The sequence below is a fragment of the Shinella sp. JR1-6 genome (genome assembly GCF_004284735.1).
Lineage (GTDB): Bacteria > Pseudomonadota > Alphaproteobacteria > Rhizobiales > Rhizobiaceae > Shinella.
Window position 1 is genome coordinate 71,036 of the sequence record NZ_SHMI01000017.1, and the last position, 22,581, is coordinate 93,616.

The following is a 22,581-nucleotide window of genomic DNA, read 5'->3' on the forward strand; positions in this document are numbered from 1 at the left end:
AAAAGATAATACTTGACTATAAAAGTCATAAAATAATATGTGCCGGGCAGTTTCCACCGGAGATGAATCCCATGCGCTTTTCTGCCAAGTCGGCGATGTTTGCCCTCGGCCTCCTCGTGTCCACCGTGCTGCCGGCAATGGCCGATCCCGTCGTCCTCAAGGACGTTACCGGGCGAGACGTCGAAGTGAATGTGCCGGTCAAGCATGTCATTCTCGGCGAAGGCCGGCAGATCTATTTCCTCGCCGCGCTCGACAAGGAAAATCCGTTCCAGCACGTTGTCGGCTGGCGCGACGACCTGCCGAAGGCTGATCCGGAATCCTACGCCGCTTACCTCGCGAAATACCCCAACATCGCCAAGCTGCCGACCTTCGGCGGCATGAAGGACGGTACGTTCGATATCGAGCAGGCCGTGGCCCTGAAGCCGGACGTCATCCTGATGAATGTCGATGCCAAGACCGCGACGGAAGAAGCCGGCTACATCGAGAAGCTTGCCAAGGTCGGCATCCCGCTCGTCTATGTCGATTTCCGCGAGAAGCCGATGGAGAACACCGAGCCGAGCATGCGCATCATGGGCACGCTGATGGGCAAGGAGAAGGTTGCGGAGGATTTCATCACCTTCCGGGCCGATGCGATCAGGAAGGTCACGGACGTCCTTGAAAAGAATGGTCCGGCAAAGCCAGTCGTCTTCGTCGAGCGGGCAGGGGGCTACTCCGACGATTGCTGCATGTCCTTCGGCAACGAGAACTTCGGCAAGATGGTCGAACTCGCCGGCGGCACGAACATGGCCAAGGAGATCATTCCCGGCACGTTCGGCACGGTGAATCCGGAGCAGGTCATCGCCTCCAATCCCGACCAGGTGATCATCACCGGCGGCATGTGGGAAGGGTATGTGCCGGGTGGCAACTGGGTCGGCGTCGGGTATGGCGCCGATACGGCGGAAGCCCGCCGCAAGCTGGAAAACCTGACCAAGCGTCCGGCCTTTACGGGCGTCAAGGCGGTAAAGGACGGCAATGTGCACGCCATCTGGCACCAGTTCTACAACAACCCCTACCAGTTCGTCGCCATCCAGCAGATCGCCAAGTGGCTGCATCCCGATCTCTTCAAGGACCTGGATCCGGAGGCGACCTTCAAGGAGCTGCACGACCGCTTCCTGCCGCTTGAATACAAGCCGGGATACTTCGTCTCGCTGAAGGGCGAGTAGTCGATGGCCGCCACGGCGACCGAAGCCAGGGCGACGGGGCGCGATCAATATCGCGCCCTTGCCTTTCGGCGTATCCTCATCCTTGCCGGCCTCGGTCTTGCGCTTGCCGCCAGCATTGCCATCGACATGGCGCTTGGGCCCGCGAACTACAGCGTTTCCGAGGTTCTTTCCGCGCTCTTCTCGCCGGAGACGGTAGGTGACCAGCTGCGTGTCGTCATCTGGGATATCCGTATGCCGATCGCGTTGATGGCGGTGACGGTCGGCGCGTCGCTCTCGGTTGCGGGTGCGCAGATGCAGACGATCCTGTCGAACCCGCTCGCCAGCCCCTTCACCCTCGGCATTTCAGCCGCTGCCAGCTTCGGTGCGGCGCTGGGGCTTGTTGCCGGCGTTGCCATCTTTCCGGGGGCGACCCAATACATGGTGCCGGTCAATGCCTTCATCATGGCGATGGTGGCCGCGCTCTTCATCCATTTCGCCTCGACGTTGCGGGGCGTGACGGTGGAGACCATCGTTCTGCTCGGCATCGCGCTCGTCTTCACCTTCAATGCCGCGCTGTCGCTTCTCGAATACCTTGCCTCCGAACAGGCGCTCGCGGCCGTCGTGTTCTGGACCATGGGCAGCCTCACGAAGGCGACCTGGGACAAGGTGTTCGTCACCGCGGCCATACTGGTCGTGACGCTGCCACTCTTCATCCGCAATGCCTGGGCACTGACGGCGCTGCGGCTCGGCGACGACAAGGCGGCCAGCATGGGCGTCAATGTCCGGCGCCTGCGTCTCCACACCATGCTCGTCGTCAGTCTGCTCGCCGCCGTTCCCGTCTCCTTCGTCGGCACGATCGGCTTTGTCGGCCTTGTCGGCCCGCATATCGCGCGCATGGTGGTGGGCGAGGATCAGCGGTTCTTTCTGCCCGGGTCCGTGATCTGCGGTGCACTTCTTCTGTCGGCGACGTCAGTCGTCAGCAAGGTGCTCATCCCCGGTGCCATCCTGCCGATCGGGGTCATCACCGCGCTTGTCGGCGTTCCCTTCTTCTTCGTCCTGATTTTCTCGAACCGGAGGCGCGCATGGTAAGCCTGGTGCTGAAGGACCTTGGCGCCAGCTATGGCCGCACGACAGTTTTGTCCAATGTAGCGATCGAACTGCTGGCATCCGGCACCACCACCGCGGTCATCGGCCCGAATGCGGCGGGAAAATCGACCCTCTTCAAGCGCATCGCAGGCCTTGTTTCCGGTCCCGGTGTCGTGCAGCTCTCCGATGCGGCCCGCGGGGACCGCTCGATCTGCTACATGCCGCAGGATACCGGTTCGAATGCCGTGCTGACGGTGTACGAGTCGTTGCTGCTTGCCGCAAAACAGGGCGGCGGCTGGCGTGTGAAGGACGACGAGCTGTTCGAGATCGATGCGATCTTGAAGGCGTTGCGCATTGAAGAGCTTGCGTTTCGCGGCCTCGATGCGCTGTCCGGCGGCCAGCGTCAGCTTGTCTCGCTCGGCCAGGCGCTGGTGCGCAAACCCGAGGTCCTGCTGATGGACGAGCCGACCTCGGCGCTCGATCTCCATCGGCAAATCGATGTCTTGGAATTCGTCGCCGATCTTGCCCGCCGCACCGGCATGGTCGTGCTCATCGCGTTGCATGATCTCAATCATGCCCTGCGCTACTGCACGAACACGATCGTCATCGCCAATGGTGAAATGGCCTCGAGTGGCGCGACCGCCGAGGTGATAACATCGGCAATGTTGCGCGATATCTATCGCGTCGATGCCCGCATCGAAGCTTGTTCCCGAGGCCGGCCGATGGTCATCGTCGATGGTGCGCTTTGAGCCGTGACCCGAGCCCGGTGGTCGCCTTCAGGGAATGGTCGCCTCTTCGATCAGCCAGTTGATGAAGTAGCCGACCTCGGCGGTTTCCCGCTTCGTTTCCGGGCAGATGCAATAGTAGTTGTGAAGGGCCGGCACGCTGAGCTGCAGCGGCTGGACGAGGCGGCCTTCGTCGAGATCGCGGGCGGAAACGACTTCGTCGCTGAGCGCGACGCCGAAACCGTCGCGCGCAGCCTGAAGCACGATGCCGAAGTCGTCGAAATAGACGTCCGCTTCTCCGGCATAGGCAATGCCGGCCTCCGCCTGCCAGCGCCGCCACTGCGAGCCGTCGTCTTCATGGAGCAGCCGGTGATAGGCAAGGTCTGAGGGCTGGCGGATGGCGTTCGGTCCGCGCAGGAGCTGCGGGCTGCACACCGGCGTCATGCGGATACCGTGCAGAAGACGCCACCAGAAACCCGGCCATGGCGGTGCCCCGTAGACGATCGCGACGTCGGTCTTGCGCCAGTCGACGCCGGGAAAATGGCTGGATGTGACGACCTTCAACTGGAAATTCGGACTGTCGGCCATGAAGGTGAAAAGCCGGGTCGCAAGCCAGGCGACGCCATGCACCTGGGGGATGGAGATGGTCAGGGTTCGCCTGCTGGCCTCGCCGTATCTTTGCGCCGAGAGCTGGCGCACGCCGGTCTGGATCGCGTCCATCGCATTTGCCACCGAGCGCTGGAGCTGGCTTCCGCTCGGGGTCAGGGCCAGTTGGCGTCCGCGTTTTTGAAACAGGTCGACACCGAGTGCTATCTGGAGGGCGCGGATCTGCTGGCTGACCGCGCCTGGCGTGACATGCAGCTCGGCTGCCGCCGCGCCGACATTGCCGAGCCGTGCGACGCTTTCGAAGACGCGAAAGGCATGAAGGGGGGGCAGCGTCATCGGTTTCGGTCCTCAAACGGGGCTTGACGATCAGGCATTCTGGTCGCGTCCGGGGCGCAACTGCTCGATCACGCGATCGGCAAGCGCGCGCAGGACCGGGTCGTTCGCCCGGTCCACAGGGCAGACGATGTAATATTCCCGCGCTGCGTTGATCGTGGTCGAAAACGGCTGGATGAGACGGCCTTCGCTTAGATAGTTCCGCGTCAGGACATCGGAGACCAGCGCCACGCCGCGGCCTTGAACGGCAGAGGCGATTGCCTGCGCCACCGAATTCACCCGCACACGCGTGTTGCCTTCGAGGCCTATCCGCGCGGCGACGGACCATTTTGCCCATTCGCCACCGTCGTCTTCATGCAGCAGGGCGACCGAACTCAGCTTCCTGTCGCGATTGCGCAGGTCCAGCCGGGGAAACAGCGTCGGCGCGCAGACGGCACAGAGCCTGACTTCGCTGAGGGATCGCCAGTATTTTCCGGTAAATGGCGGGTTGTCGTAGACGATGGCGAGATCGTTCTTGTCCCAGTCCACGTCCGCGGCGGTGATTGCCTCGTTGATCGTCAGGCTGGCAATGCCGTTCGACTGGGCGAAATCGACGATCGTCGCGGTCAGCCAGGCGATGCCGAGCGCCGTCGGCACGGAGACCGACAGCGCGGCGGGCTGGTCGCCGGCGGTGATTTTCCGCGATGCCCGCGTCGCCGTGTCGAGCTGGCCGAGCGATATGGCGACGGCCTGGGAGAAATCCTTGCCCGCCTGGGTCAGTGCGACATTCCTGCCCGCTTTCTGAAACAGCACGATCCCCGTCGCTTCGCCCAGTTTCTTCAGTTGCAGGGAGATCGCGCTGGGGCTGAGGTTCAGTTCCTCGGCGGCATGCCGGACCCCGCCGAGGCGCGCGGTTGCCTCGAAGGCCGGCAGATATTGCAGGTACGGCGGCAGACGGCTCATTGTTTGACCCGGCTAGTTGTTTGGAAAAACAGAACGATACTGGTGATTATAAATTGATTTTTTCAAACTGTTAAGAGTGCTATCCCAACGACAAAGAGGAGAACGTTCATGATTGCGGCCAAACCATTCGACTTTCCCTATGACGGCAATCTGGAGGCGCAGAAGACTGCGCTCATTGTCATAGACCTGCAGGAGGATTTCCTGTCGACGACCGGCTATTTCGCCCGCCAGGGCTACGACCCGGCGCCGCTCCGAGCGATCCTTCCCGCAGTCAACCGGCTCATTGCCGCTTGTCGGGAGGCCGGCGTGCAGATCATCCACACGCGGCAGGGTTATCGCGGGGACCTCGCTGATATGACGCCTTACGAAAAATGGCGCCGGAAGCGCTCCGGTCTTGAGGGCACGACCGCGCTGCTGCGCTCCAGCCCGGGCTTCCAGATCGTTCCCGAACTCGATGTGCGTCCGGAAGACGTCATCGTCGACAAGACCTGCAACGGCGCCTTCACCTACACGGATTTCGAACATGTCCTGCGCGCGCAGGGCATCACGCATCTCCTGTTTTCCGGATGCACCACGGATGTGTGCGTGCACACCACGCTGCGCGAGGCTTGTGATCGCAACTTCCAGTGCCTGACGATCTCCGATGCCTGCGCCAGCGGCGATCAATATGCCCACGAGGCGGCCCTTCACATGGTGACGGTCGAGAACGGCATTTTCGGTGCGCTCACCGATACGGCTGCGGTTCTCGAAGGGCTCAAGAAGCTTGGACCGTCCGCGAAATGAGCGAGGCGCATGCGAACCAGAAATATGTTTCCCTGATGCGGCTGACGCAGAAGGGGCTCACCGAGCTGACCGACAGCGCCAAACGCCGGAAGGTCAGCGAGGATCGCGTGGCCGCGCTCGGCGGTCGCTCGATCGCCTTCTACGCCCTGCTGGGCCCCTATGATTTCGTGCAGGTTTTCGAAATGCCGAGCAACGAAGCCATGATGCAATACGTCCTCACCGCGCGCCGCGACGGGCATGTCGAACCGCTGATCCTCCCGGCCTTCGACACCGACGCGTACGGGCAGATCCTCACCGAAATAGTTTAGTTTTTCTGCGTTTATTTCGTCAAAACATTTAGCTTGTCTGCATGGGATGTTCGTATACGACTTCACAAAACATCAATCCAAGAAGCCAAAAACAAGGGAACACAATGATGAAAACCGCACGACTGGGAATGAAACCATCTCTTCTCGCCGGCACGATGCTGGCCGCCCTTCTTAGCGCAGGCAATGGTCTTGCCGCAGAGCAGAAACCCGATTTCGTATCGGGTGGCGTCCTGAAGATCTGCACCAGCGGCGAATTCCCGCCGATGGAATATTATGAAAACCCCGGCGACAAGGACCTCATCGGCTTCGAGATCGACGTCATGGACGCAATCGCCAAGCAGTGGGGTGCCAAGGCCGAATATGTTGTCGGCGATTTCAAGGGGCTGCTCCCCTCGCTCGATTCGAAGCGCTGCGATCTCGTCGCGAGCGGCATCCTGATCACGCCGGCCCGTCTCGAAAAATACGACGGCATCCCCTATTTCAGCTCGCATATCGTGATGGTCACCGCGGCAAGCGACACGGAGACGAAGGTTCCAGCCGATGTCAGCGGCAAGGTGATGGCGATCGAGGCCGGCACCTCCTACGAAAAGATGGTCGCCGATCTCAATGCGGAGCTTGAGGCCGGCGGCAAGGCGCCGATCCAGGCACAGACCTATCCCTCGGCATCCGGCGTCATCGAGCAGATCCTCGTCGGGCGTGCGACGGCCACCATCACGCAGGATACGACGGCGGCCTATCGCATGCTGCAGGTACCGGGCCGCCTGAGCATTCCCTACACCTACGAGCAGAGCGAAAACTACGGCATCTATCTCCGCAAGAGCGATGGTGACCGCCAGATGCTGAAGGAAGCGATCGAGGCCCTGCAGGCGAGCGGCGAGATGAAGGCACTGCTTCAGAAATGGAACCTGCCGGAAACGGCGACCGACGTTTCCCACGACGTCAACTGACGATAGGACGGTTTCGCGTTGTTCCAGCTCGACCTCTTCCTGCAGGCGATCTTCAGCGCCCCCCTTTTCAAGGGGGCGCTCCTGACGATCGGCCTTTCCCTCTGCGTCATGGCCGTGTCTCTCGTGCTCGGCATGGGGCTCGGTTCCATGGCGGGCTCGCCGCGGCCGGCGGTCCGATGGCTGGTGACGCTCTATGTCTGGCTCTTCCGCGGCGCGCCGGCCCTGCTGGTGTTGCTCTTCGTCTGGAACGGCCTGCCGCAGATTTCGGAGATTTTCCGCGCCGGCTGGTTCACGCCCTTCGTCGCGGCGTTCCTGGCGTTGTCGCTCATCCAGATCGCCTATCTGGCGGAAATCCTGCGCAGTGCCTTTGCCGCCGTCGGTCATGGCCAGCGGGAAGGGGCCGCGGCGCTCGGCATGCATCGCTGGCAGATCTTTCTGGTCATCACCATGCCGCAGGCGCTCCGGATCGCGGTTCCCGCGCTGATGAACGAGTTCATCTCCCTCCTGAAGACCACGTCGCTGGCGACCGTGATCTCGCTCAAAGAGCTGATGACCGTCTCCCAGTTCGCCATCGCGACGAGCTTCCGCTTCCTCGAATGGTACGGCGCGGCGCTCGTCTATTATCTCGTCATCGTCTCGGTGCTGACGCTTGCGCAGAACCGTATCGAATATGTGCTTTCGCGCGGCTATCGCTGATCCCGCTTCAACCCGAGAGTTGGACATGAACACGCAAACGACGACCGATCTTCCGCACCGGGCCGCGATCGAGGTGACTGGCGTCAACAAATGGTACGGCGCTTTCCAGGTCCTGAAGGGCATCGACCTGACGGTGAACAAGGGCGAACGTATCGTGATCTGCGGCCCCTCCGGCTCCGGCAAATCGACGCTGATCCGCTGCATGAACCGTCTTGAGATTCATCAGGAAGGTTCGATCATCGTCAACGGCATCGAGCTTACCAACCAGCTCAAGCGCATCGACCGTGTTCGAAGCGATGTCGGCATGGTTTTCCAGCACTTCAACCTGTTCCCGCATCTGACGGTTCTCGAAAACTGCACGGTCGCCCAGCGCTGGGTGCGCAAACTGTCGAAGAAACAGGCGACCGAAATCGCAATGACCTATCTGGAGCGCGTCCACATTCCGGAAAAGGCTGACAAATATCCCGGCCAGCTTTCCGGCGGCCAGCAGCAACGCGTCGCCATCGCGCGTGCGCTCTGCATGAACCCAAGCATCATGCTGTTCGACGAGCCCACCTCGGCGCTCGATCCCGAAATGGTCAAGGAGGTGCTGGACACGATGATTTCGCTTGCCGCCGACGGAATGACGATGGTCTGCGTCACGCACGAAATGAATTTCGCGCGCGAGGTGGCGAGCGAAGTGGTTTTCATGGATGACGGCCAGATCATCGAGCGCAACACGCCCGACCGCCTGTTCTCCGCGCCCGCGCATGAGCGCACGAAGCGCTTTCTCGGCAAGCTGCTGCATTGAGGGAGGAGAGGGTGCGCGCGACGGACTGGTTTTCGAAGGAGACAATCTCCGAGAGGCTGACGCGGCTTTACGAGCCGCATGTGCACAGCTTTTTCCGGGCCAACATGTTTCACGTTGTCGGTCGGGATGCTGATCTCGTCGTCGATTTCGGCATGGGGCTCGCCAGTCTCGCGGGCGTGCTGGACATTCCGGCCGGCAAGCCTGTGCTGGCGGTCGCGACCCACATCCATGTCGATCATGTCGGTTCGTTCCACGAATTCGAGAACCGGCTGGGGCACGAAGCTGAGGCTGCTGCCTTTGCGCAGATGCTCGACACCGATACGCTCGCCCCCTATTTTCGCACGCAACCGGACGCCCTCGCAGCGGTCACGCCCACGGGCGTCCTGCCGGAGGCCTATGCGATCCCGCCCGCTGCGCTTGCCACGATCCTCAAGGAAAACGATGTCATCGACACCGGCGACGCCCGCTACATGGTCCTGCATCTACCGGGCCATTCACCCGGCTCGCTCGGCCTTCTCGACGAGAAGACGGGGACGTTTTTCAGCGGAGACGCGATCTACGAGGGCAACCTCGTGGATGACCTGCCGGGATGCGACGTCGCGGCCTACCGGGTGACCATGGAGCGCCTGTCGCGGCTCGACGTCCATACTGTTCACGGCGGCCATGGATCGAAGTTCGGAAAGGCCCGGATGCAGCAGATTGCCCGGGCCTATCTGACGGAAAAGGGGGGCTGAGCGGGGCCAGTCGACTACGGCGTCGATTGCCGTATTACCCGTCGAGCAGGCTGGCATAGTCCGGGTGTTTGACGGCGAAGGCGGCCATGAAGGGGCATTTTGCGATGATGCGCGTCTTTCGGGCGCGCAACGTCTCGAAGACACCCCGCGCAAGACGCGTGCCTATGCCTTGGCCTGATAGCGCCTGGGGAACCTCGGTGTGGATGAGTACGATCCGACCATTCTCCTCGCGGTAGTAGGCGACCGCCATCTCGTCTCCGACGGCCAGCTCGAAGCGCGACTCGGCCGGGTTGTCGCGAACGTCGTCATCCATCAGGCATCCTCCGCTTTCCAGTCTCGCCGGTGATCCGGCTAAAGGCCGCTGAATTGCCACAGGAGCCCGATCAGCCCCAGATAGAGGAGCGATCCGGCGATGAACCGCTCCTGCAGGCTGGCAACCGATTGTAGGGGCAGATGGCCGGGAACGGCAAATGCTGTCTTTGCGTCCATGTCGTGTTTCTTCCTTGAACGGGGCGAGGGATCGCGCTTGTCGAAGGTGGTGCCGGAAGCTACATTAATCAAATGAGGCTGGGGCATTGGAAGCATGCGCGAAATTCATAGCGCCGATCTTAACCTTGTTCGCGTCTTCGTCGCAGTCATGGAGGAGCGGGGCGTCACGCGGGCGGCCGAGCGCCTGCACCTTACCCAGTCGGCCATCAGCCATGCACTCGCCCGGCTGCGCGAGACGCTTGGCGACGAGCTCTTCATCCGCGGGCCGAACGGCATGTATCCGACCCCCCGTGCCCTGGAGCTTGCGCAGGCGTTCAAGCCGGCCCTGCGGCAGATCGAGGGCGCCCTCGCGGGCAATACCTTCAATCCCGAGACCTCGGACATCACCTTCGCGATCTCGACCTCGGATTTTCTCACGGCGACGGTCATTCCCGAGCTGATGGCGCGCATCCGCTGCCATGCGCCGAAGGCCGGCTGCTGGCTGCGCCCGTTGAGTGAGCTCAACATCACGGAGGAACTCGATCGCGGCGCCCTTCATGTGGCCATCGGCGTTTTCGGCAAGACACCGTCCCGTTTCGTCAGCGAGCCGCTGTTTTCCGATCAGAGCGTGTGGCTGATGCGCCGGGATCATCCCGCCGCCGCTGGCCCCTTCGGTCTCCAGGCGCTTGCGGCCTTTCCGCATGTCGATATCCTGATTTCCGACCAGCTTCAGCCGGCCGGGGATGCGACGATCGACCAGGGTGGGCTGGAGCGGGCCTACATCACCAGCAATCCGCGTTATATCGAGGGTCTGCTCGGCGCCGAGGGCCTGACGCGCACGGTGGGCGCGACCGTCTCGCACATCCTTGCCGTTCCGGCCCTTTTGGCGGCAACCGACATGATCGCCTACGTGCCGCTGCAATTTGCATTGCGCGCCGTGCGCGCGCTCGATCTTGCGTGGCGCGATCCACCTTACCATGCGCCACCCTTCGAGATCTCGATGCTGTCGCACCGGACGATGGGCGCACATCCCGCCGTGGCCTGGTTGCGGCAGGCGCTGGTGGAAAGCGCGGAACGTTACCATCGTAAGGATTGATCCAGGCAAGAGAATGAATCTTGTTCATGAATCAAATGCTACAGCATCATTTCATTCATTGAGTATCCGCGCCCATATTTGCCGATATTTAAATCCGGTCCAAAGGACCCAGGAGAGTTACGGCAATGAACGCAATCGTCACAGGTCTCGTCGTCCCGGACAACAGGCCGCAACCCGCGCCGGCCCCGGATGTACGTGCGCCGACCGCTCACCATCCGCAGCCGAAGGGCGCGACGCAGAAGCGGCCGCGCCGGCGCAGCTATCTTGCCCTTGCCCGTTCGGCCGCCATCGTCGTCGGCATCGGGCTTGCCACCGTCATTCCGCTCGGCTGGGGGCAATGGGTCGCGGGCTTCACGAACCAGTCTACGGACAATGCCTATCTCCGGGCGGACACGACGCCGATCAGCACGCAGATTTCCGGCCGTGTGCGCAGGGTCGCGGTGAGCGACTTCCAGGCGGTCCGGGCCGGCCAGCTGCTCGGCGAGATCGAGGCTTCGGAATATGACGCGAAGGTCAGCCGCGCGACGGCCTCGGTTGCCGCTGCGGATGTCGCCATCCGCAATGTCGACAGTCGGATCGCGCTGCAACACCGCACCATCGCCCAGGCCGATGCCGCTATCCTTGCAATCAGCGCCGATCGCGACCGGGCTGCGGGTGAGTACGGCCGACAGACCGCCGCCGTCGAGGACGGCTGGTCCACCAGCCAGCGCCTGGAGGACGCGCTTGCCGCAAATCGCCGCTTCGAGGCCCAGCTTGCGGAAAAACAGGCCGAAGCGGACGCGCAGCGCCAGCAGCTCAACGTGTTGGGCACGCAGCGGGAGCAGGCGCTGGCGGAGCTGGAGATCCGCAAGGCCGATCTCGCGCTCGCCCGTATCGAGCTCGGCCATACCAGGATCGTTGCGCCCATCGATGGCGTCGTCAATGTCAGCAGCGTGCGCGCTGGCCAGTATGTTTCCGTCGGTACTCGCTTCATTTCCATTGTTCCGCTGCCCAAGGTTCATGTCGTGGCGAACTACAAGGAAACACAGCTCGGCAAGGTGCATGTCGGCCAGGCCGCGACGATCAAGGTCGATATGTTTCCGGGGCGAGAGCTGAAAGGCCGCGTGGAACAGATTGCGCCCGCGACTGGTGCGGAATTCGCCCTGCTGCCGGCGGACAATGCAACCGGTAATTTCACCAAGGTCGCCCAGCGTATCGCCGTGCGGATTGCACTCGTCGATGTGCCGCAGGACCTGCGGCAGGCGCTGCGGCCGGGCATGTCGGTCCTATCGACAATCCATACGGACACGGCGATCGACGATCCCGCGATCAAGTAGGCGGGAAGGACAGATCATGACAGCGGCAGCGGTTCCGGCCCTCCGGAAAGAATGGCCCAGTTTCAGGACGCTCGTCGGCATCGGCGCTGTCCTCCTCGGCACCTTCACATCGATCCTCAACGCGCGGCTGACCGACATCGGCCTTGCGGATATCCGCGGTGCCCTCGGCCTCAGCCTCGATGAGGCCTCGTGGATCACCACAGCCTACGTCGTCGCCGAGGTGGCGGCGATCCCAGCGGCAGTGTGGCTGCGCGGGATCCTGTCGCCGACGCGCGGCGTCATCCTCGGCGCGGCATTGTTTTCCGTGTTTTCCCTCGCGGCACCGTTCAGCCCCGACCTTTCGATCCTGCTCAGCCTTCAGGCGCTGCGCGGGTTGAGTGCCGGTGTGCTGATCCCCATGGCCTATGCTGTGATCATGCGCCACTTGCCGCAGCACCAGCGGCTCTACGGCCTGTCGTTCTATGCGCTGGTTTCCGCCACCACGCCCAGCCTCTCGGTTTCGCTCGAAGCCTTCATTCTCGAACATCTCTCCTGGGAGTTCCTGTTCTGGCTCAACATCGTCCCGGGCGCACTGACGGTTTTTGCGGCCAGTTATGGCCTTGCCCACGACCCGGTCAAATACATGCGCTTTCGCAAGTTCGACGGCTTCGGGCTGCTTGCCCTGTCGCTCGGGCTGGCTGCGCTGGTGGCCGCGCTCGACCAGGGTAACCGGCTCGACTGGCTGCAATCCGGTCTCATCGTCGGCTTCCTGCTTGCCGGAGCGCTCCTCATCGGCGCGTTCTTCTTGCATGCCTTGCTACATCCGAACCCGGTCGTCAGTCCGCGGCTCCTGTGGCGGCGCAATATCGGCCTTGGCCTGATGATGATGTTTGCAAGCCGTATTGCCGTCATGTCCTCGGCCTTCATCGTTCCGCAGTATCTCATCCGCATCCAGGGCTATCGCGCGCTGGAAAGCAGTGACCTGTTCCTTGCTACGGCAATCCCGCAATTGCTCCTCGCACCCGTGGTGGTCTGGCTCTGCTATCGGGTCGATCCGCACAATCTGCTGGCGCTCGGCGGCATGCTGATGGGTGGGGGTTTGCTCCTGTCCGCGAACATTACCGGCCTGTGGGCCAGCGAGGAATTCCTCCTGCCGCTTCTGCTCCAGTCGGTCGGCGGGCCGCTCGTCGCGATCCCCACCATGGTGCTGATCACCGAAGACATCACGTTGCAGGAGATCCCCTGGATCGCTTCGCTGGTGCATATCGTGCGCACGGTCGGCAGCGCCATCGGCTTGGCGCTCGTGACGACCACGGTGCGGGTGCAGGAACAGGTCTATTCCAACCTGATCGGCCAGCATGTCGAAAGCGGCGATGCGGACGTGGCGGCGCGGATCGAGACGCTGGCGCAAACAGTGTTGCCGCGGGCCGCCAATCCACAGGAAGCGGTCGGGCAGGCTACTGCCCTGCTTGCTCGTACCGTCCAGCGCGAGGCCTATGTGTTGAGCTACGCAGACGCTTTTCTGCTGATCGGAGCGATCATGCTGCTTGCGACGGCCCTGTCGCTGGCCCTGCGCAAGACCCTCCTGCCCGGCCGGTTTCTCTGATAGACCGGCAGGACGGCAGGCTGGATGGCCGCGGCGCGACAGAAGGGGTCCATCGATGCTCGATCGCCTGACCGGCATGCAGGTCTTTGTACGCACGGCGCAACAGGGCAGCCTGTCGGCCGCGGCACGCCAGATGAAGATGTCGCCGGCCATGGCGACGAAACACGTCGATGCGCTGGAGGAACGGCTCGGAATCAAGCTCTTCCATCGCACCACGCGCAAGCTTTCGCTCAACGAGTCGGGACGGCAATATCTCGAATTCTGCCTGCGTATCCTGCCTGATATCGAGGAGACCGAGGCGGCCGTCTCCTCCCAGCGCATCGACGTCGTCGGTACGCTGCGCCTCAGCGCGCCGATCTCCTTCGGTGTGCGCTATATCGCCCCGCTCGTCCCTGAATTCAGCGCGATGTATCCCGGTGTCACCGTCGATCTCGGCCTGAACGACCGCTATGTCGATTTGATCGACGAAGGTTGGGACATGACAGTGCGTATCGGCCGGCTGGCCGACAGCCGGCTGATCGCCCGCCGGCTTGCGCCGACGAAGATGGTCGTTGCCGCGACGCCTGCCTATCTCGATGCGCATGGGCGGCCACGGCGCGTCGGCGACCTGCTCGACTACAATTGCCTCAGCTATTCGCTTTCCGATGCGACAGGTGCCCGGGAATGGATCTTCGGCACCCGCAACCAGCTGCGCGTGCCGATCCGGGGCAACTTCATCGCCAACAATGGCGATGCCCTTGTGGCGGCGGCGCTGAACGGGCAGGGCATCCTCTACGGTCCCGATTTCCTCATCGCCGACCACGTTGCGGCCGGGAGGCTGGAGCTCCTGCCGCTCGACCAGCCAGCCTATGACATGGCCGGCATCTTCGCCGTCTACCCGCCGGACCGGCGCCCGCCGGCGAAGGTCCGGGCGATGGTGGACTTTCTCGCCGATGCCTTTGCCGGTGTTCCTGCCTGGCAGGTCGATTGAGTACGTTTCGCACTCCTGGTGTTAAGTGATCCAACGGAACTGGGAATTATCGTTTCTAGAAGAAAGGCATAGGTTTCACTCATCGGAGGCGAGCAACGAAAACCTCAGGGTTTTCAAGCCTCAGCGGGATGGAACCTGCCGGTACGGGATGCCGGCACCGCCCGTTCTCCTTCGAAGACGTTCTCTCGCTGCAAACGGCAAGCCAGCCGCGTGCGGGGCCATCATTGTCCCGCAGCCGACAGGTATTGCCCGATTGCGGGGGAACTTGGAACCCACCGCCTGCACAGGCAGGCAGCCAAACCAGGAGTGAAGACCATGACCAGTGAAGTCATCCGCAACCCGGCCGAAGACCACCTTCTGACCCCGCAGAACTCCGCCCTTGTCGTCATCGACTACCAGCCCGTCCAGGTGAACTCGATCGCGTCGATGGATCGCCCGCTGATGGTGCGCAACATCGTTGCGACCGCCAAGGCCGGTGTCGCCTACAAGCTGCCGATCGTGCACACCACGGTCAATGTGAAGACCGGTCTCAACAAGCCGCCGATCTCGCAGCTGCAGGCGGTCCTTGCCGATTTCCCGACCTATGATCGCACGACGATCAACTCCTGGGAGGATATCGAGTTCCGCCAGGCCGTCGAGGCGACCGGCCGCAAGAAGCTGATCATGACAGCCCTGTGGACGGAAGCCTGCCTGGCTTTCCCGGCGCTCGATGCGCTGAAGGAAGGTTATGAGGTCTACGTGGTCGTCGATGCCGTTGGCGGCACCTCCGTCACGGCTCATGACGCGGCCCTGCGCCGTATCGAGCAGGCCGGCGGCAAGCTGATCTCCGTCGTCCAGCTGCTGTGTGAATTGCAGCGCGACTGGAAGCGGACCGAGACGGTTCCGGCCTTCCTCGACATCATGAAGGGCCTCGGTGGTACCGCTGGCCTGCAATTCGAGTGGGATGCCGCAGAACGCGCACACGGCTAAGGCTCGATAATGGGGAGACGCCCTTGCGGCGTCTCCCTCTATGTTTGCGGCGCGGTGCGCCGCTTTCTCATTTCCAGCTTTGATAGTCCGCAGCCGTGCATCCAAAGGGTGCAGGGCCATCGGCGAAGCGTTTTTGCAGCTGGTCGCAGCCCCACTGGTTGAGGGCTTCCGGCAGCATGTTGTTGATGTCCATCCCCGGAGAATTGAACTGCGAGGGCGCGCTGGTCACGTACCAGAGCCAGTAACCAAAAATACCGACGATGATGAGCAGGATGACGAGGAGGAACAGGCCCAGCCTTCGCAGCAGCGACGGCCCTGTCTTCGCCGGAGCAAGGGATGGTGCTGCCTGCCGCCCGGCCTGTGTCGCCGCGGCATAGAGCGGCGCAAGGGCCTCCGCCCGTTCCTGCTGTGTCATCTCGATGCGCTCGAGCTTGTCGTCGAGCAGGACCGGCAGGAAGGTGTCGCCGTGCCAGACAGCCAGTGCGACTGCATTGCTGCCTGCGTCGCCGATGATGATCGGCTCCTGTCCGGCCTCGAAACGGGTGTAGGCCACGCGTTTGGTCTTCCGTTCGCTCACCTTGTCCGCATAGGTGATCGCGAGGCGGTTGTTCTTCTTGTCCATGCCGGTGATCTCGACCGGAATCGGGGTGAGGGGCGCTGGATGCTGCAACTGGCCGCGAACGCGCAAGATCCGGAAGAGAAGGTAGATCATCGCCAAGGCGCCGCCGCCGAGCAGAAGGGCAAAGACGGAAAGTGTGATGATCCTGTTCCACAGCATGTCGAGCCCGAGGGTGATCGTGGCGAGATCCGGCCGATCCGCAGAAATCACAAGGCCCGTCTCGTAGTCGCCACTGTGCATGTCGACGAACATCACCTCGACGTCCTTGTCATAGCGCTGACCGTCATGCTCGTAGGAAAGATCGACTTCGCAGGTGGTGAAGATGGCTTTGCGGGTCGTGCAACTGCCCTTGATGTCGCCGTTTTCGAGGACGAGCGGATTCTCGCTGATCGTGTAGTCGCGCAGAATGCCCGGAGCCTCCGTCACCACCATGAAGACGGCGATTGCCAGGAGGATCGGCGTGGAGAAGTAGTAGGCGAGCGGCGTTGAAATCACCCCGCGCTTCAAGGTGAGGGGGCGGGCGGGAAGCTTGATTGTGGGAAATGTCATGATCTGCCTGAAGGGATTGCATTTTTGGGAGGGCGAAGGGGAAACGGCGCAGGGCCGCCATAAATTCGCAGGGTAAATGGCGCAGTCCCCGTTCCGGGCATCAGGATCGTGGACAGACGGCATTGCGCGCCTCGTCTTTCCCGCCGCCATCCGGCATGATCCGAGCAAGCGCTTGCTTCGAGCGCAGGACAGGCACCCTCGATCAGATCGCAGATGGACGACCATGGCTGAACGACGATATGGCGAAGCGGCGCCGAAGACGGAGATCACCATTGCCGGGGCGGACTGGTATGGCCGGCAGATCGAACGCGAGCGCCACGCGAACACGCTGTTTGCCGATCTCGACCTCACCGAGGCGCAAAGTGAGGGCGCGGTCTTCGACACATGCATCTTTCGACGGGCCCGTTTCAATGCGTCCTCGCACCAGGCGAGCGCCTTCGTGAACTGTACTTTCCTGTCCTGCAAGTTCTTCGACAGCCGTTTCACGCAGTGCAAGTTCGTCGGCAGCATGTTCGATGGCTGCGAGTTTGATCAGATGCAGGTTTCGGGAGGTGACTGGTCCTTCGTCGGCCTGCCAGGCGCTGTGCTCGATCGGGCCTTCTTCGCGGACGTTCGCCTGCGGGAGGCGGATCTTACGGGTGCCTCCTGCAAGGCCGGCTCGCTGCGGGACGTCGATCTCTCCGGCGCGTGGCTGCATGGCGTGGATTTTTCCGCCTGCGATCTCAGGGGCAGTGACCTCAGTGCGATCGAACCGGAAAACGTTCGCCTCAAGGAGGCGATCATCACGATCGACCAGACGATCGTCATCGCCGAGGCCCTGGGTCTCGATGTCCGGCGGAAGTGAGCGCGATTCGATTTCGGTTTTGCAGCGATGATCCTAGTTCGTGATCTGCACCTTTACCCGGCCGAAATCACCCCGGTCGAGATCGGCTTTGCCGATGGTGAGCACGAGATCGTAGGTATCGCCCCAGATCCAGTTCATCAGACGGCTGGTGGGCAGTTGCAGCAGCGTTACGTCCTGTCCCATTGCGAATTCGTGGACATAGCCGTCTGGCACGTCGCGCATTGATCCCATTTCGCGCTGCGCATCGTGGGCCACCTGTTTCTCGACCCTTGTCCGCCACGCCGGCGGAAGCGCAGCAGGATCGGCGGCGTAGAGGAAGGTTGCATGATGCTGCGCAAGCGTCGCCCAGCTTGTCAGCCAGCAGGCGGCGGCTTCCGGCGGGCACCGGGTGGGGAAGGCGCTCGTCGGCCGTGCGTCATTTCCGTCCGGAATCGTGATCTCCGCGAGTGTTGTGATCAGGTCGTCGATCAATGCTTCCAGGCGAGACCCGGACGCGATCTCGCGTTCTGCCGCCGCCCGAAGCGCTCCGGCGTGCGAAAGGCAGGCGTCCCACGCCGCCATGCTTCGCGCGGATCGGGCTTTCTCGTCCTCCGCCCACTTTCGTGCTGTGTTGGGATTGTCGAAGCGCTCGGGCTGGGTGGCAAGCTGATCCAGCGTCTTTGCCGCCTTGTCGAGGTTCCTTCGCCGGCGCCCGGCCATCTCGCGGGCGTGGGCCGTGGCTGTATCGAGCATGAGAAGCGTGCTTGCGGCGTCGAATGGCTTCCAGCCGGGTTCGTTCAGGTCAAAACCCGTGTGGTATCGAAGGAAGCGTGGATCGCTCTCGTCGTCGGAACCGGGTTTCGTCCGCACCCGCGGGTCTTGCACCTTCGAGGGAACCCGGACCACGGCAACCGGCCATTTCGGAACGTCCTTTCGCACCAGCGATGTCCAGTCCGTGCCGGGAACCTCATGCAGCGACAACCACTCGAACTCGATCGGGAAAGGCGGCTCCGCCGGTGCGCCGTAGGATCGGGTGTGGAGAATCCTCGCGGCAAGATAGCCGTTCTCGTAGCCGAGGAAGAAGGAAAGCCAGCCGTTGCGTGGCCCCGCGCCGCCCCAGAGGTCGGCGGGAAGGGCGGCGCAGTCGATCTGCGCCAGGAATGCCGCCGGTTTACCGCCGAGGATCGGCCAGGAGGTGCCTTCGGGCAGCGACGGGTTGCCGCCGAACCAGCTGTGCTGCGGCCCATCCGGAGGGATCGGCACCTGAGGCACGAGCCGCACGAAGGGGCTTGGCCGTTCATTGGCCTTGAGCATCTCGTGTTCCCGCGCGACTTGCCCGACGACTCCCTCGAGAATATTGGCCAGCAGCTGCCTGTCCTGCGGACGCAGGTCGGATTTGGGGGCTCGATCGACCATGCGCCGCATGCGCGCCGGTTTGATGGTGACCGGTTCCGGGTGAACGGATCGGCCGGCCTGTACGGCGCGCAAGTAGACGGCGGCCGGCAGGAGGAGTGTCAGGAAGGCCAGCAAGGCCAGGGTGTTGGTGTGGCCGAGCCAGGATACGAGGCCGGTCCGGATGACCGTATCGATGCCGGTGACAGCGCGGGGAACCTTTTCGGTGAAACTCGCAAGGAAGCCGGTGGCGACATGGAGCGTAAGCAAGGCCATGAAGGCGAAAAGGACAAAAGCACGCGCCACCGATTTCATCGCCGCCCCCGCTGGATGGATGCCGCGGCAATCCTAGGGAAGAGGTCTTCACAAGCCGTCAATTTTTGCGCGTATGGGTGTTGCTCGTTGCCTGACGCTTCTGCCGCTAGGGCAGCGAAAGAACCGCCCGGCATTGCGCCCGCCGCTAGCGGATTTTGCAGGCCGGTAATTTCACCGAGAGTCGCACGTTCCGCAAGCGAAACATGCTATTGGGCAGGGTGATCGTTTCCATTTTCCGCAAGGCCTGTTCTTGATCAGCTTTCGCGAACGCATCCTCCTCTATGCTCTCCTGACCTCGTTGACCTCCCTCAGCATTGACGCGCTGTTGCCCGGGTTGCGGGAGATCGGGGCGGATGTCGGGCAAGCGCCCCCGCTTTCCACCCAGCACATCATCTCGCTGTTCATTTTCGGCATGGCCTTCGGCGAGCTGCTGCTCGGGCCACTCTCCGATGCGATCGGGCGGAAGAAGGCGCTGCTACTGGGCCTCTGCGTCTACGGGGCCGGGACTGTTGTCGCCATGCAGGCGGGCTCGCTGGACATGGTGATCCTGGGTCGGTTCCTGCAGGGCATCGGTGTCGCCGGTCCGAAGATCGCCACGCGCGCGATGATCCGTGACCAGTTCGCGGGGGAGGCCATGGCGCGCGTCATGTCCTTCATGTTCACCCTCTTCATTCTCGTGCCGATGCTCGCCCCTGCTCTGGCACAGGGCCTGATCGCTCTCGGCGGCTGGCGCAGCGTTTTTGGCGCCTATCTGGTGATCGCCGGTCTGCTCGGCCTCTGGCTCGCCGTTCGTCAACCGGAAACCCTGCCGGTGGCACGGCGCATCCCGTTTCGGCCGGGCTTGCTGGTCTTGAACAGCCGTCGCATCCTGTCCAGCCGACGGGTGATGCTGCTGATCATCGCGACCGGGATCGTCTTCGGGGCGCAGCTCCTCTATCTCAGCACGGCGACCGACCTGTTCTTCGATGCCTATGGGATCGGGCAGGCCTTCCCGCTGTATTTCGCCGGGCTGGCCGCCGGGGTGGGGCTCGCGTCCTTCGTCAATGCCAGGCTCCTGCACCGCTATGGCATGGATAGAATGGCGCGCGCCGGTTTTGCGGGGCTTTCTGCGGCCGGTTTCCTGATGGCGATCGCATGCATATTCTGGGGCGGTCGCCCGCCGCTTTCCATGCTGATGGTGCTCGGGTTTGGAGCTTTCTTCGCCATCGGGGTGCTCTTCGGCAACCTGAATGCCATGGCTATGCGTCCCCTCGGGCAGGTGGCGGGCCTTGGTGCGTCGCTGATCGCATCGGGATCAAGTCTTGTTGCCACGCTCTTCGCCGTCGGCATGGGCCGATTTTATGACGGCACAGCCCTCCCCCTGTCCGTGGGGTTCTGCATCGCCGGTCTCGGTGCGCTTCTTTTGGCGGAACTGGCCGCCCGCGGCGAGGCCGCGCCGATCGAGCCGTTTCGCTAGGCCGGGACCGCGTCGGTTTCCTGTTTTGGGGAGGTGGATGATGAAGCCATACCCCTGTCGCAGCAGTTGATTTGTTACGATGGTTACATTAAAGAGAAGCCATGGTTGTTCTCCACTGGCTTCTCCTGACCTACAAGGTCCCGCCCGATCCGGCCGCAAAGCGGGTGGCGCTGTGGCGGAAGCTGAAGGGGATGGGAGCGGTCTATCTCCAGAATGGCGTCTGCCTCCTGCCGAAGACCGACGAACACGTGCGCCGCCTGAAGATGATGGAAAACGACATCGCCACGATGGGCGGCGACGCGGTGATCCTGGAAACCGTGGCACTCGACCGGATGCAGGAGGACAAGGTCATCGTCCGCTTCCAGGCCGATCGCGACGAGCAGTATCGTGAATTCCTCGGTCGTTGCGCCGAGTTCGAGGTGGAGATCGCCAAGGAAATCGCCATCGAAAAATTTACCTATGCCGAGCTTGAGGAAGAGGATGCCGACCTGAAGAAGCTTCAGAGCTGGTTCGAGAAGATTCGCAAGCTCGACTTTTATGGCGCTCCGCTGGCCGCGGAGGCCGAGGCACGCCTTCGTGGCTGCGAGACGCTGCTCGACGGCTATGCGCAGCGCGTCTTCGATGCCCAGCAGGAGAACCGGTGATGGACACGGCCAAGGCGGGTACGCCAGTGGACGCGGCAGCGACGAGCCGTAAAGGAGCCGGTTGGCGCGGCATTCCGCCGGGCATATGGGCGCTCGGCTTCGTGTCGATGCTGATGGACGTCTCGTCGGAGATGATCCACGCGCTTCTGCCGCTCTACATGGTGACGGTTCTCGGCGCCTCGACGCTGGCTGTCGGCATTATCGAGGGCATCGCCGAGGCGACGGCTTCGATCACCAAGATCTTTTCCGGTGCGCTGAGCGACTGGCTCGGCAAGCGCAAGCTTCTCGCGGTACTCGGCTATGGCCTTGCCGCGCTCACCAAGCCGATCTTTCCCTTGGCATCGACGCTGGACTGGATGGTCGCCGCCCGCTTCATCGATCGTATCGGCAAGGGTATCCGCGGTGCGCCGCGCGACGCGCTGGTGGCGGACATCGCGCCGCCCGAACTGCGCGGCGCCAGCTTCGGCCTGCGCCAGTCGCTTGATACGATCGGGGCCTTCCTGGGGCCGCTCCTTGCCATCGCACTGATGTGGTTGACGGCTGACCACTTTCCGACAGTCTTCTGGGTGGCCGTCGTGCCGGCGCTCCTCTCCGTCGTCGTGCTGCTGGTCTTTGTCCGGGAGCCGGAGCGGAAGGACGGTGCGCGTCCTGTGCGCATGCCCCTTCGGCGAAGCGAACTGGCGCGGCTTGGCGCCAGCTATTGGTGGATCGTCGGCATCGCGGCCGTGTTCACGCTGTCGCGCTTCAGCGAGGCTTTCCTGATCCTACGGGCGCAGTCGCTCGACTTGCCGCTTGCGATGGTTCCGGCAGTCCTGGTGCTCATGGCCCTTGCCTACTCGCTGTCGGCCTATCCTGTCGGGGTGCTTTCCGATCGCATGAATCGTGTCGGCATCCTCATCGCCGGCCTGCTTCTTCTTGTTTTCGCCGATGTCGTGCTGGCGTTTTCAACCGGCATGGCGTCGCTCGCCGTCGGCGTCGTACTCTGGGGCTTGCACATGGGCTTCACGCAGGGCCTGCTCGCAACCCTTGTCGCGGATGTCGCGCCAGCGGATTTGCGCGGTACGGCCTTCGGAATGTTCAATCTCGTGACCGGCCTCGCCCTGCTGGCAGCAAGCGTGCTGGCGGGTGCGCTGTGGGACGCTTTTGGGCCGGAAGCCACCTTCCTTGCCGGCGCGGCCTTCGCATCTGTGACCATCGTCGGGCTTTTGGCGGCGCGGGGGCGTATCGGTGCCAAGGCCTGATCGCTTC

At 62.8% G+C, this 22,581-nt stretch carries 24 protein-coding genes; 18 read left to right on the forward strand and 6 right to left on the reverse strand.

Features of this window, described 5'->3' with window-relative positions:
- Positions 1 to 71 precede the first annotated feature (71 nt).
- From EXZ48_RS24190 to EXZ48_RS24200, 3 genes are read left to right on the forward strand one after another with little or no spacing between them, the layout of a single operon-like run.
- Positions 72 to 1,202, forward strand: coding sequence for an ABC transporter substrate-binding protein (locus EXZ48_RS24190; protein ID WP_130518871.1), 1,131 nt, complete (start codon positions 72 to 74; stop codon positions 1,200 to 1,202).
- A gap of 3 nt (positions 1,203 to 1,205) precedes the next feature.
- Positions 1,206 to 2,270 carry an iron ABC transporter permease gene (locus EXZ48_RS24195; protein ID WP_130518873.1) on the forward strand — a complete coding sequence of 355 codons (1,065 nt, stop codon included), beginning with the start codon at positions 1,206 to 1,208 and terminating at the stop codon, positions 2,268 to 2,270.
- Positions 2,264 to 3,016, forward strand: coding sequence for an ABC transporter ATP-binding protein (locus EXZ48_RS24200; protein WP_130518875.1), 753 nt, complete (start codon positions 2,264 to 2,266; stop codon positions 3,014 to 3,016). The genes EXZ48_RS24195 and EXZ48_RS24200 overlap by 7 nt, the downstream gene beginning before the upstream one ends.
- Before the next feature lie 27 nt (positions 3,017 to 3,043).
- Here the strand turns inward: EXZ48_RS24200 and EXZ48_RS24205 are convergent, their stop codons facing one another.
- Both EXZ48_RS24205 and EXZ48_RS24210 read right to left on the reverse strand, forming a co-directional pair.
- Positions 3,044 to 3,934 carry a LysR substrate-binding domain-containing protein gene (locus EXZ48_RS24205; protein WP_130518877.1) on the reverse strand — a complete coding sequence of 297 codons (891 nt, stop codon included), beginning with the start codon at positions 3,932 to 3,934 and terminating at the stop codon, positions 3,044 to 3,046.
- Between the two features lie 30 nt (positions 3,935 to 3,964).
- Positions 3,965 to 4,873 carry a LysR substrate-binding domain-containing protein gene (locus EXZ48_RS24210; RefSeq protein WP_130518879.1) on the reverse strand — a complete coding sequence of 303 codons (909 nt, stop codon included), beginning with the start codon at positions 4,871 to 4,873 and terminating at the stop codon, positions 3,965 to 3,967.
- Between the two features lie 108 nt (positions 4,874 to 4,981).
- Between EXZ48_RS24210 and EXZ48_RS24215 the strand changes: the two genes are divergently transcribed.
- The 6 genes from EXZ48_RS24215 (at position 4,982) to EXZ48_RS24240 (ending at position 9,131) form a co-directional block, all read left to right on the forward strand.
- Positions 4,982 to 5,656, forward strand: a complete 675-nt coding sequence (locus tag EXZ48_RS24215; protein WP_130518881.1) for a cysteine hydrolase family protein — start codon at positions 4,982 to 4,984, stop codon at positions 5,654 to 5,656.
- Positions 5,653 to 5,964, forward strand: a complete 312-nt coding sequence (locus EXZ48_RS24220) for a GYD domain-containing protein (protein WP_130518882.1) — start codon at positions 5,653 to 5,655, stop codon at positions 5,962 to 5,964. The genes EXZ48_RS24215 and EXZ48_RS24220 overlap by 4 nt, the downstream gene beginning before the upstream one ends.
- A gap of 128 nt (positions 5,965 to 6,092) precedes the next feature.
- Positions 6,093 to 6,911 (forward strand): transporter substrate-binding domain-containing protein, encoded by an 819-nt coding sequence (locus EXZ48_RS24225; RefSeq protein ID WP_130518884.1) that lies wholly within the window; start codon positions 6,093 to 6,095, stop codon positions 6,909 to 6,911.
- A gap of 18 nt (positions 6,912 to 6,929) precedes the next feature.
- Positions 6,930 to 7,607 carry an amino acid ABC transporter permease gene (locus EXZ48_RS24230; protein ID WP_023512934.1) on the forward strand — a complete coding sequence of 226 codons (678 nt, stop codon included), beginning with the start codon at positions 6,930 to 6,932 and terminating at the stop codon, positions 7,605 to 7,607.
- 25 nt (positions 7,608 to 7,632) lie between these two features.
- Positions 7,633 to 8,397 (forward strand): amino acid ABC transporter ATP-binding protein, encoded by a 765-nt coding sequence (locus EXZ48_RS24235; protein WP_130518886.1) that lies wholly within the window; start codon positions 7,633 to 7,635, stop codon positions 8,395 to 8,397.
- An 11-nt stretch (positions 8,398 to 8,408) separates the two neighbouring features.
- Positions 8,409 to 9,131, forward strand: coding sequence for an MBL fold metallo-hydrolase (locus tag EXZ48_RS24240; protein ID WP_130518888.1), 723 nt, complete (start codon positions 8,409 to 8,411; stop codon positions 9,129 to 9,131).
- A gap of 34 nt (positions 9,132 to 9,165) precedes the next feature.
- Here the strand turns inward: EXZ48_RS24240 and EXZ48_RS24245 are convergent, their stop codons facing one another.
- Positions 9,166 to 9,444, reverse strand: coding sequence for a GNAT family N-acetyltransferase (locus EXZ48_RS24245; RefSeq protein WP_023512931.1), 279 nt, complete (start codon positions 9,442 to 9,444; stop codon positions 9,166 to 9,168).
- Positions 9,445 to 9,482: 38 nt separating this feature from the next.
- Positions 9,483 to 9,620, reverse strand: a complete 138-nt coding sequence (locus EXZ48_RS34985; RefSeq protein ID WP_165909404.1) for a hypothetical protein — start codon at positions 9,618 to 9,620, stop codon at positions 9,483 to 9,485.
- A 94-nt stretch (positions 9,621 to 9,714) separates the two neighbouring features.
- On the opposite strand from EXZ48_RS34985, the gene EXZ48_RS24250 reads away from it, so the two are divergent.
- The 5 genes from EXZ48_RS24250 (at position 9,715) to EXZ48_RS24270 (ending at position 15,535) form a co-directional block, all read left to right on the forward strand.
- Complete coding sequence (locus tag EXZ48_RS24250; protein WP_130518890.1) at positions 9,715 to 10,695, forward strand: LysR family transcriptional regulator; 981 nt, start codon at positions 9,715 to 9,717, stop codon at positions 10,693 to 10,695.
- 125 nt (positions 10,696 to 10,820) lie between these two features.
- Complete coding sequence (locus tag EXZ48_RS24255) at positions 10,821 to 12,011, forward strand: HlyD family secretion protein (protein WP_130518892.1); 1,191 nt, start codon at positions 10,821 to 10,823, stop codon at positions 12,009 to 12,011.
- A gap of 16 nt (positions 12,012 to 12,027) precedes the next feature.
- Positions 12,028 to 13,596: a DHA2 family efflux MFS transporter permease subunit gene (locus tag EXZ48_RS24260; RefSeq protein ID WP_165909405.1), complete on the forward strand. Its 1,569-nt coding sequence runs from the start codon at positions 12,028 to 12,030 to the stop codon at positions 13,594 to 13,596.
- Between the two features lie 55 nt (positions 13,597 to 13,651).
- Positions 13,652 to 14,566, forward strand: a complete 915-nt coding sequence (locus EXZ48_RS24265; protein ID WP_023512926.1) for a LysR family transcriptional regulator — start codon at positions 13,652 to 13,654, stop codon at positions 14,564 to 14,566.
- A gap of 315 nt (positions 14,567 to 14,881) precedes the next feature.
- Positions 14,882 to 15,535, forward strand: coding sequence for a hydrolase (locus EXZ48_RS24270; protein WP_023512925.1), 654 nt, complete (start codon positions 14,882 to 14,884; stop codon positions 15,533 to 15,535).
- Positions 15,536 to 15,602: 67 nt separating this feature from the next.
- Here EXZ48_RS24270 and EXZ48_RS24275 read toward each other — a convergent pair whose 3' ends face one another.
- Positions 15,603 to 16,703: a hypothetical protein gene (locus EXZ48_RS24275; RefSeq protein ID WP_130518896.1), complete on the reverse strand. Its 1,101-nt coding sequence runs from the start codon at positions 16,701 to 16,703 to the stop codon at positions 15,603 to 15,605.
- 223 nt (positions 16,704 to 16,926) lie between these two features.
- On the opposite strand from EXZ48_RS24275, the gene EXZ48_RS24280 reads away from it, so the two are divergent.
- Positions 16,927 to 17,547, forward strand: coding sequence for a pentapeptide repeat-containing protein (locus EXZ48_RS24280; protein ID WP_130518898.1), 621 nt, complete (start codon positions 16,927 to 16,929; stop codon positions 17,545 to 17,547).
- 33 nt (positions 17,548 to 17,580) lie between these two features.
- Here the strand turns inward: EXZ48_RS24280 and EXZ48_RS24285 are convergent, their stop codons facing one another.
- A complete protein-coding gene (locus EXZ48_RS24285) occupies positions 17,581 to 19,056 on the reverse strand; it encodes a DUF1963 domain-containing protein (RefSeq protein WP_165909406.1) in 1,476 nt (491 codons plus the stop codon).
- 427 nt (positions 19,057 to 19,483) lie between these two features.
- On the opposite strand from EXZ48_RS24285, the gene EXZ48_RS24290 reads away from it, so the two are divergent.
- The 3 genes from EXZ48_RS24290 to EXZ48_RS24300 all read left to right on the forward strand — a co-directional run bounded on the left by EXZ48_RS24290 (position 19,484) and on the right by EXZ48_RS24300 (position 22,574).
- On the forward strand, positions 19,484 to 20,689 hold the full coding sequence (locus EXZ48_RS24290) for a multidrug effflux MFS transporter (RefSeq protein ID WP_130518901.1): 1,206 nt from the start codon (positions 19,484 to 19,486) through the stop codon (positions 20,687 to 20,689).
- A gap of 101 nt (positions 20,690 to 20,790) precedes the next feature.
- Positions 20,791 to 21,333 (forward strand): Chromate resistance protein ChrB, encoded by a 543-nt coding sequence (locus EXZ48_RS24295; RefSeq protein WP_050745200.1) that lies wholly within the window; start codon positions 20,791 to 20,793, stop codon positions 21,331 to 21,333.
- On the forward strand, positions 21,333 to 22,574 hold the full coding sequence (locus EXZ48_RS24300; protein ID WP_165909407.1) for an MFS transporter: 1,242 nt from the start codon (positions 21,333 to 21,335) through the stop codon (positions 22,572 to 22,574). The genes EXZ48_RS24295 and EXZ48_RS24300 overlap by 1 nt, the downstream gene beginning before the upstream one ends.
- Positions 22,575 to 22,581: the final 7 nt, after the last annotated feature.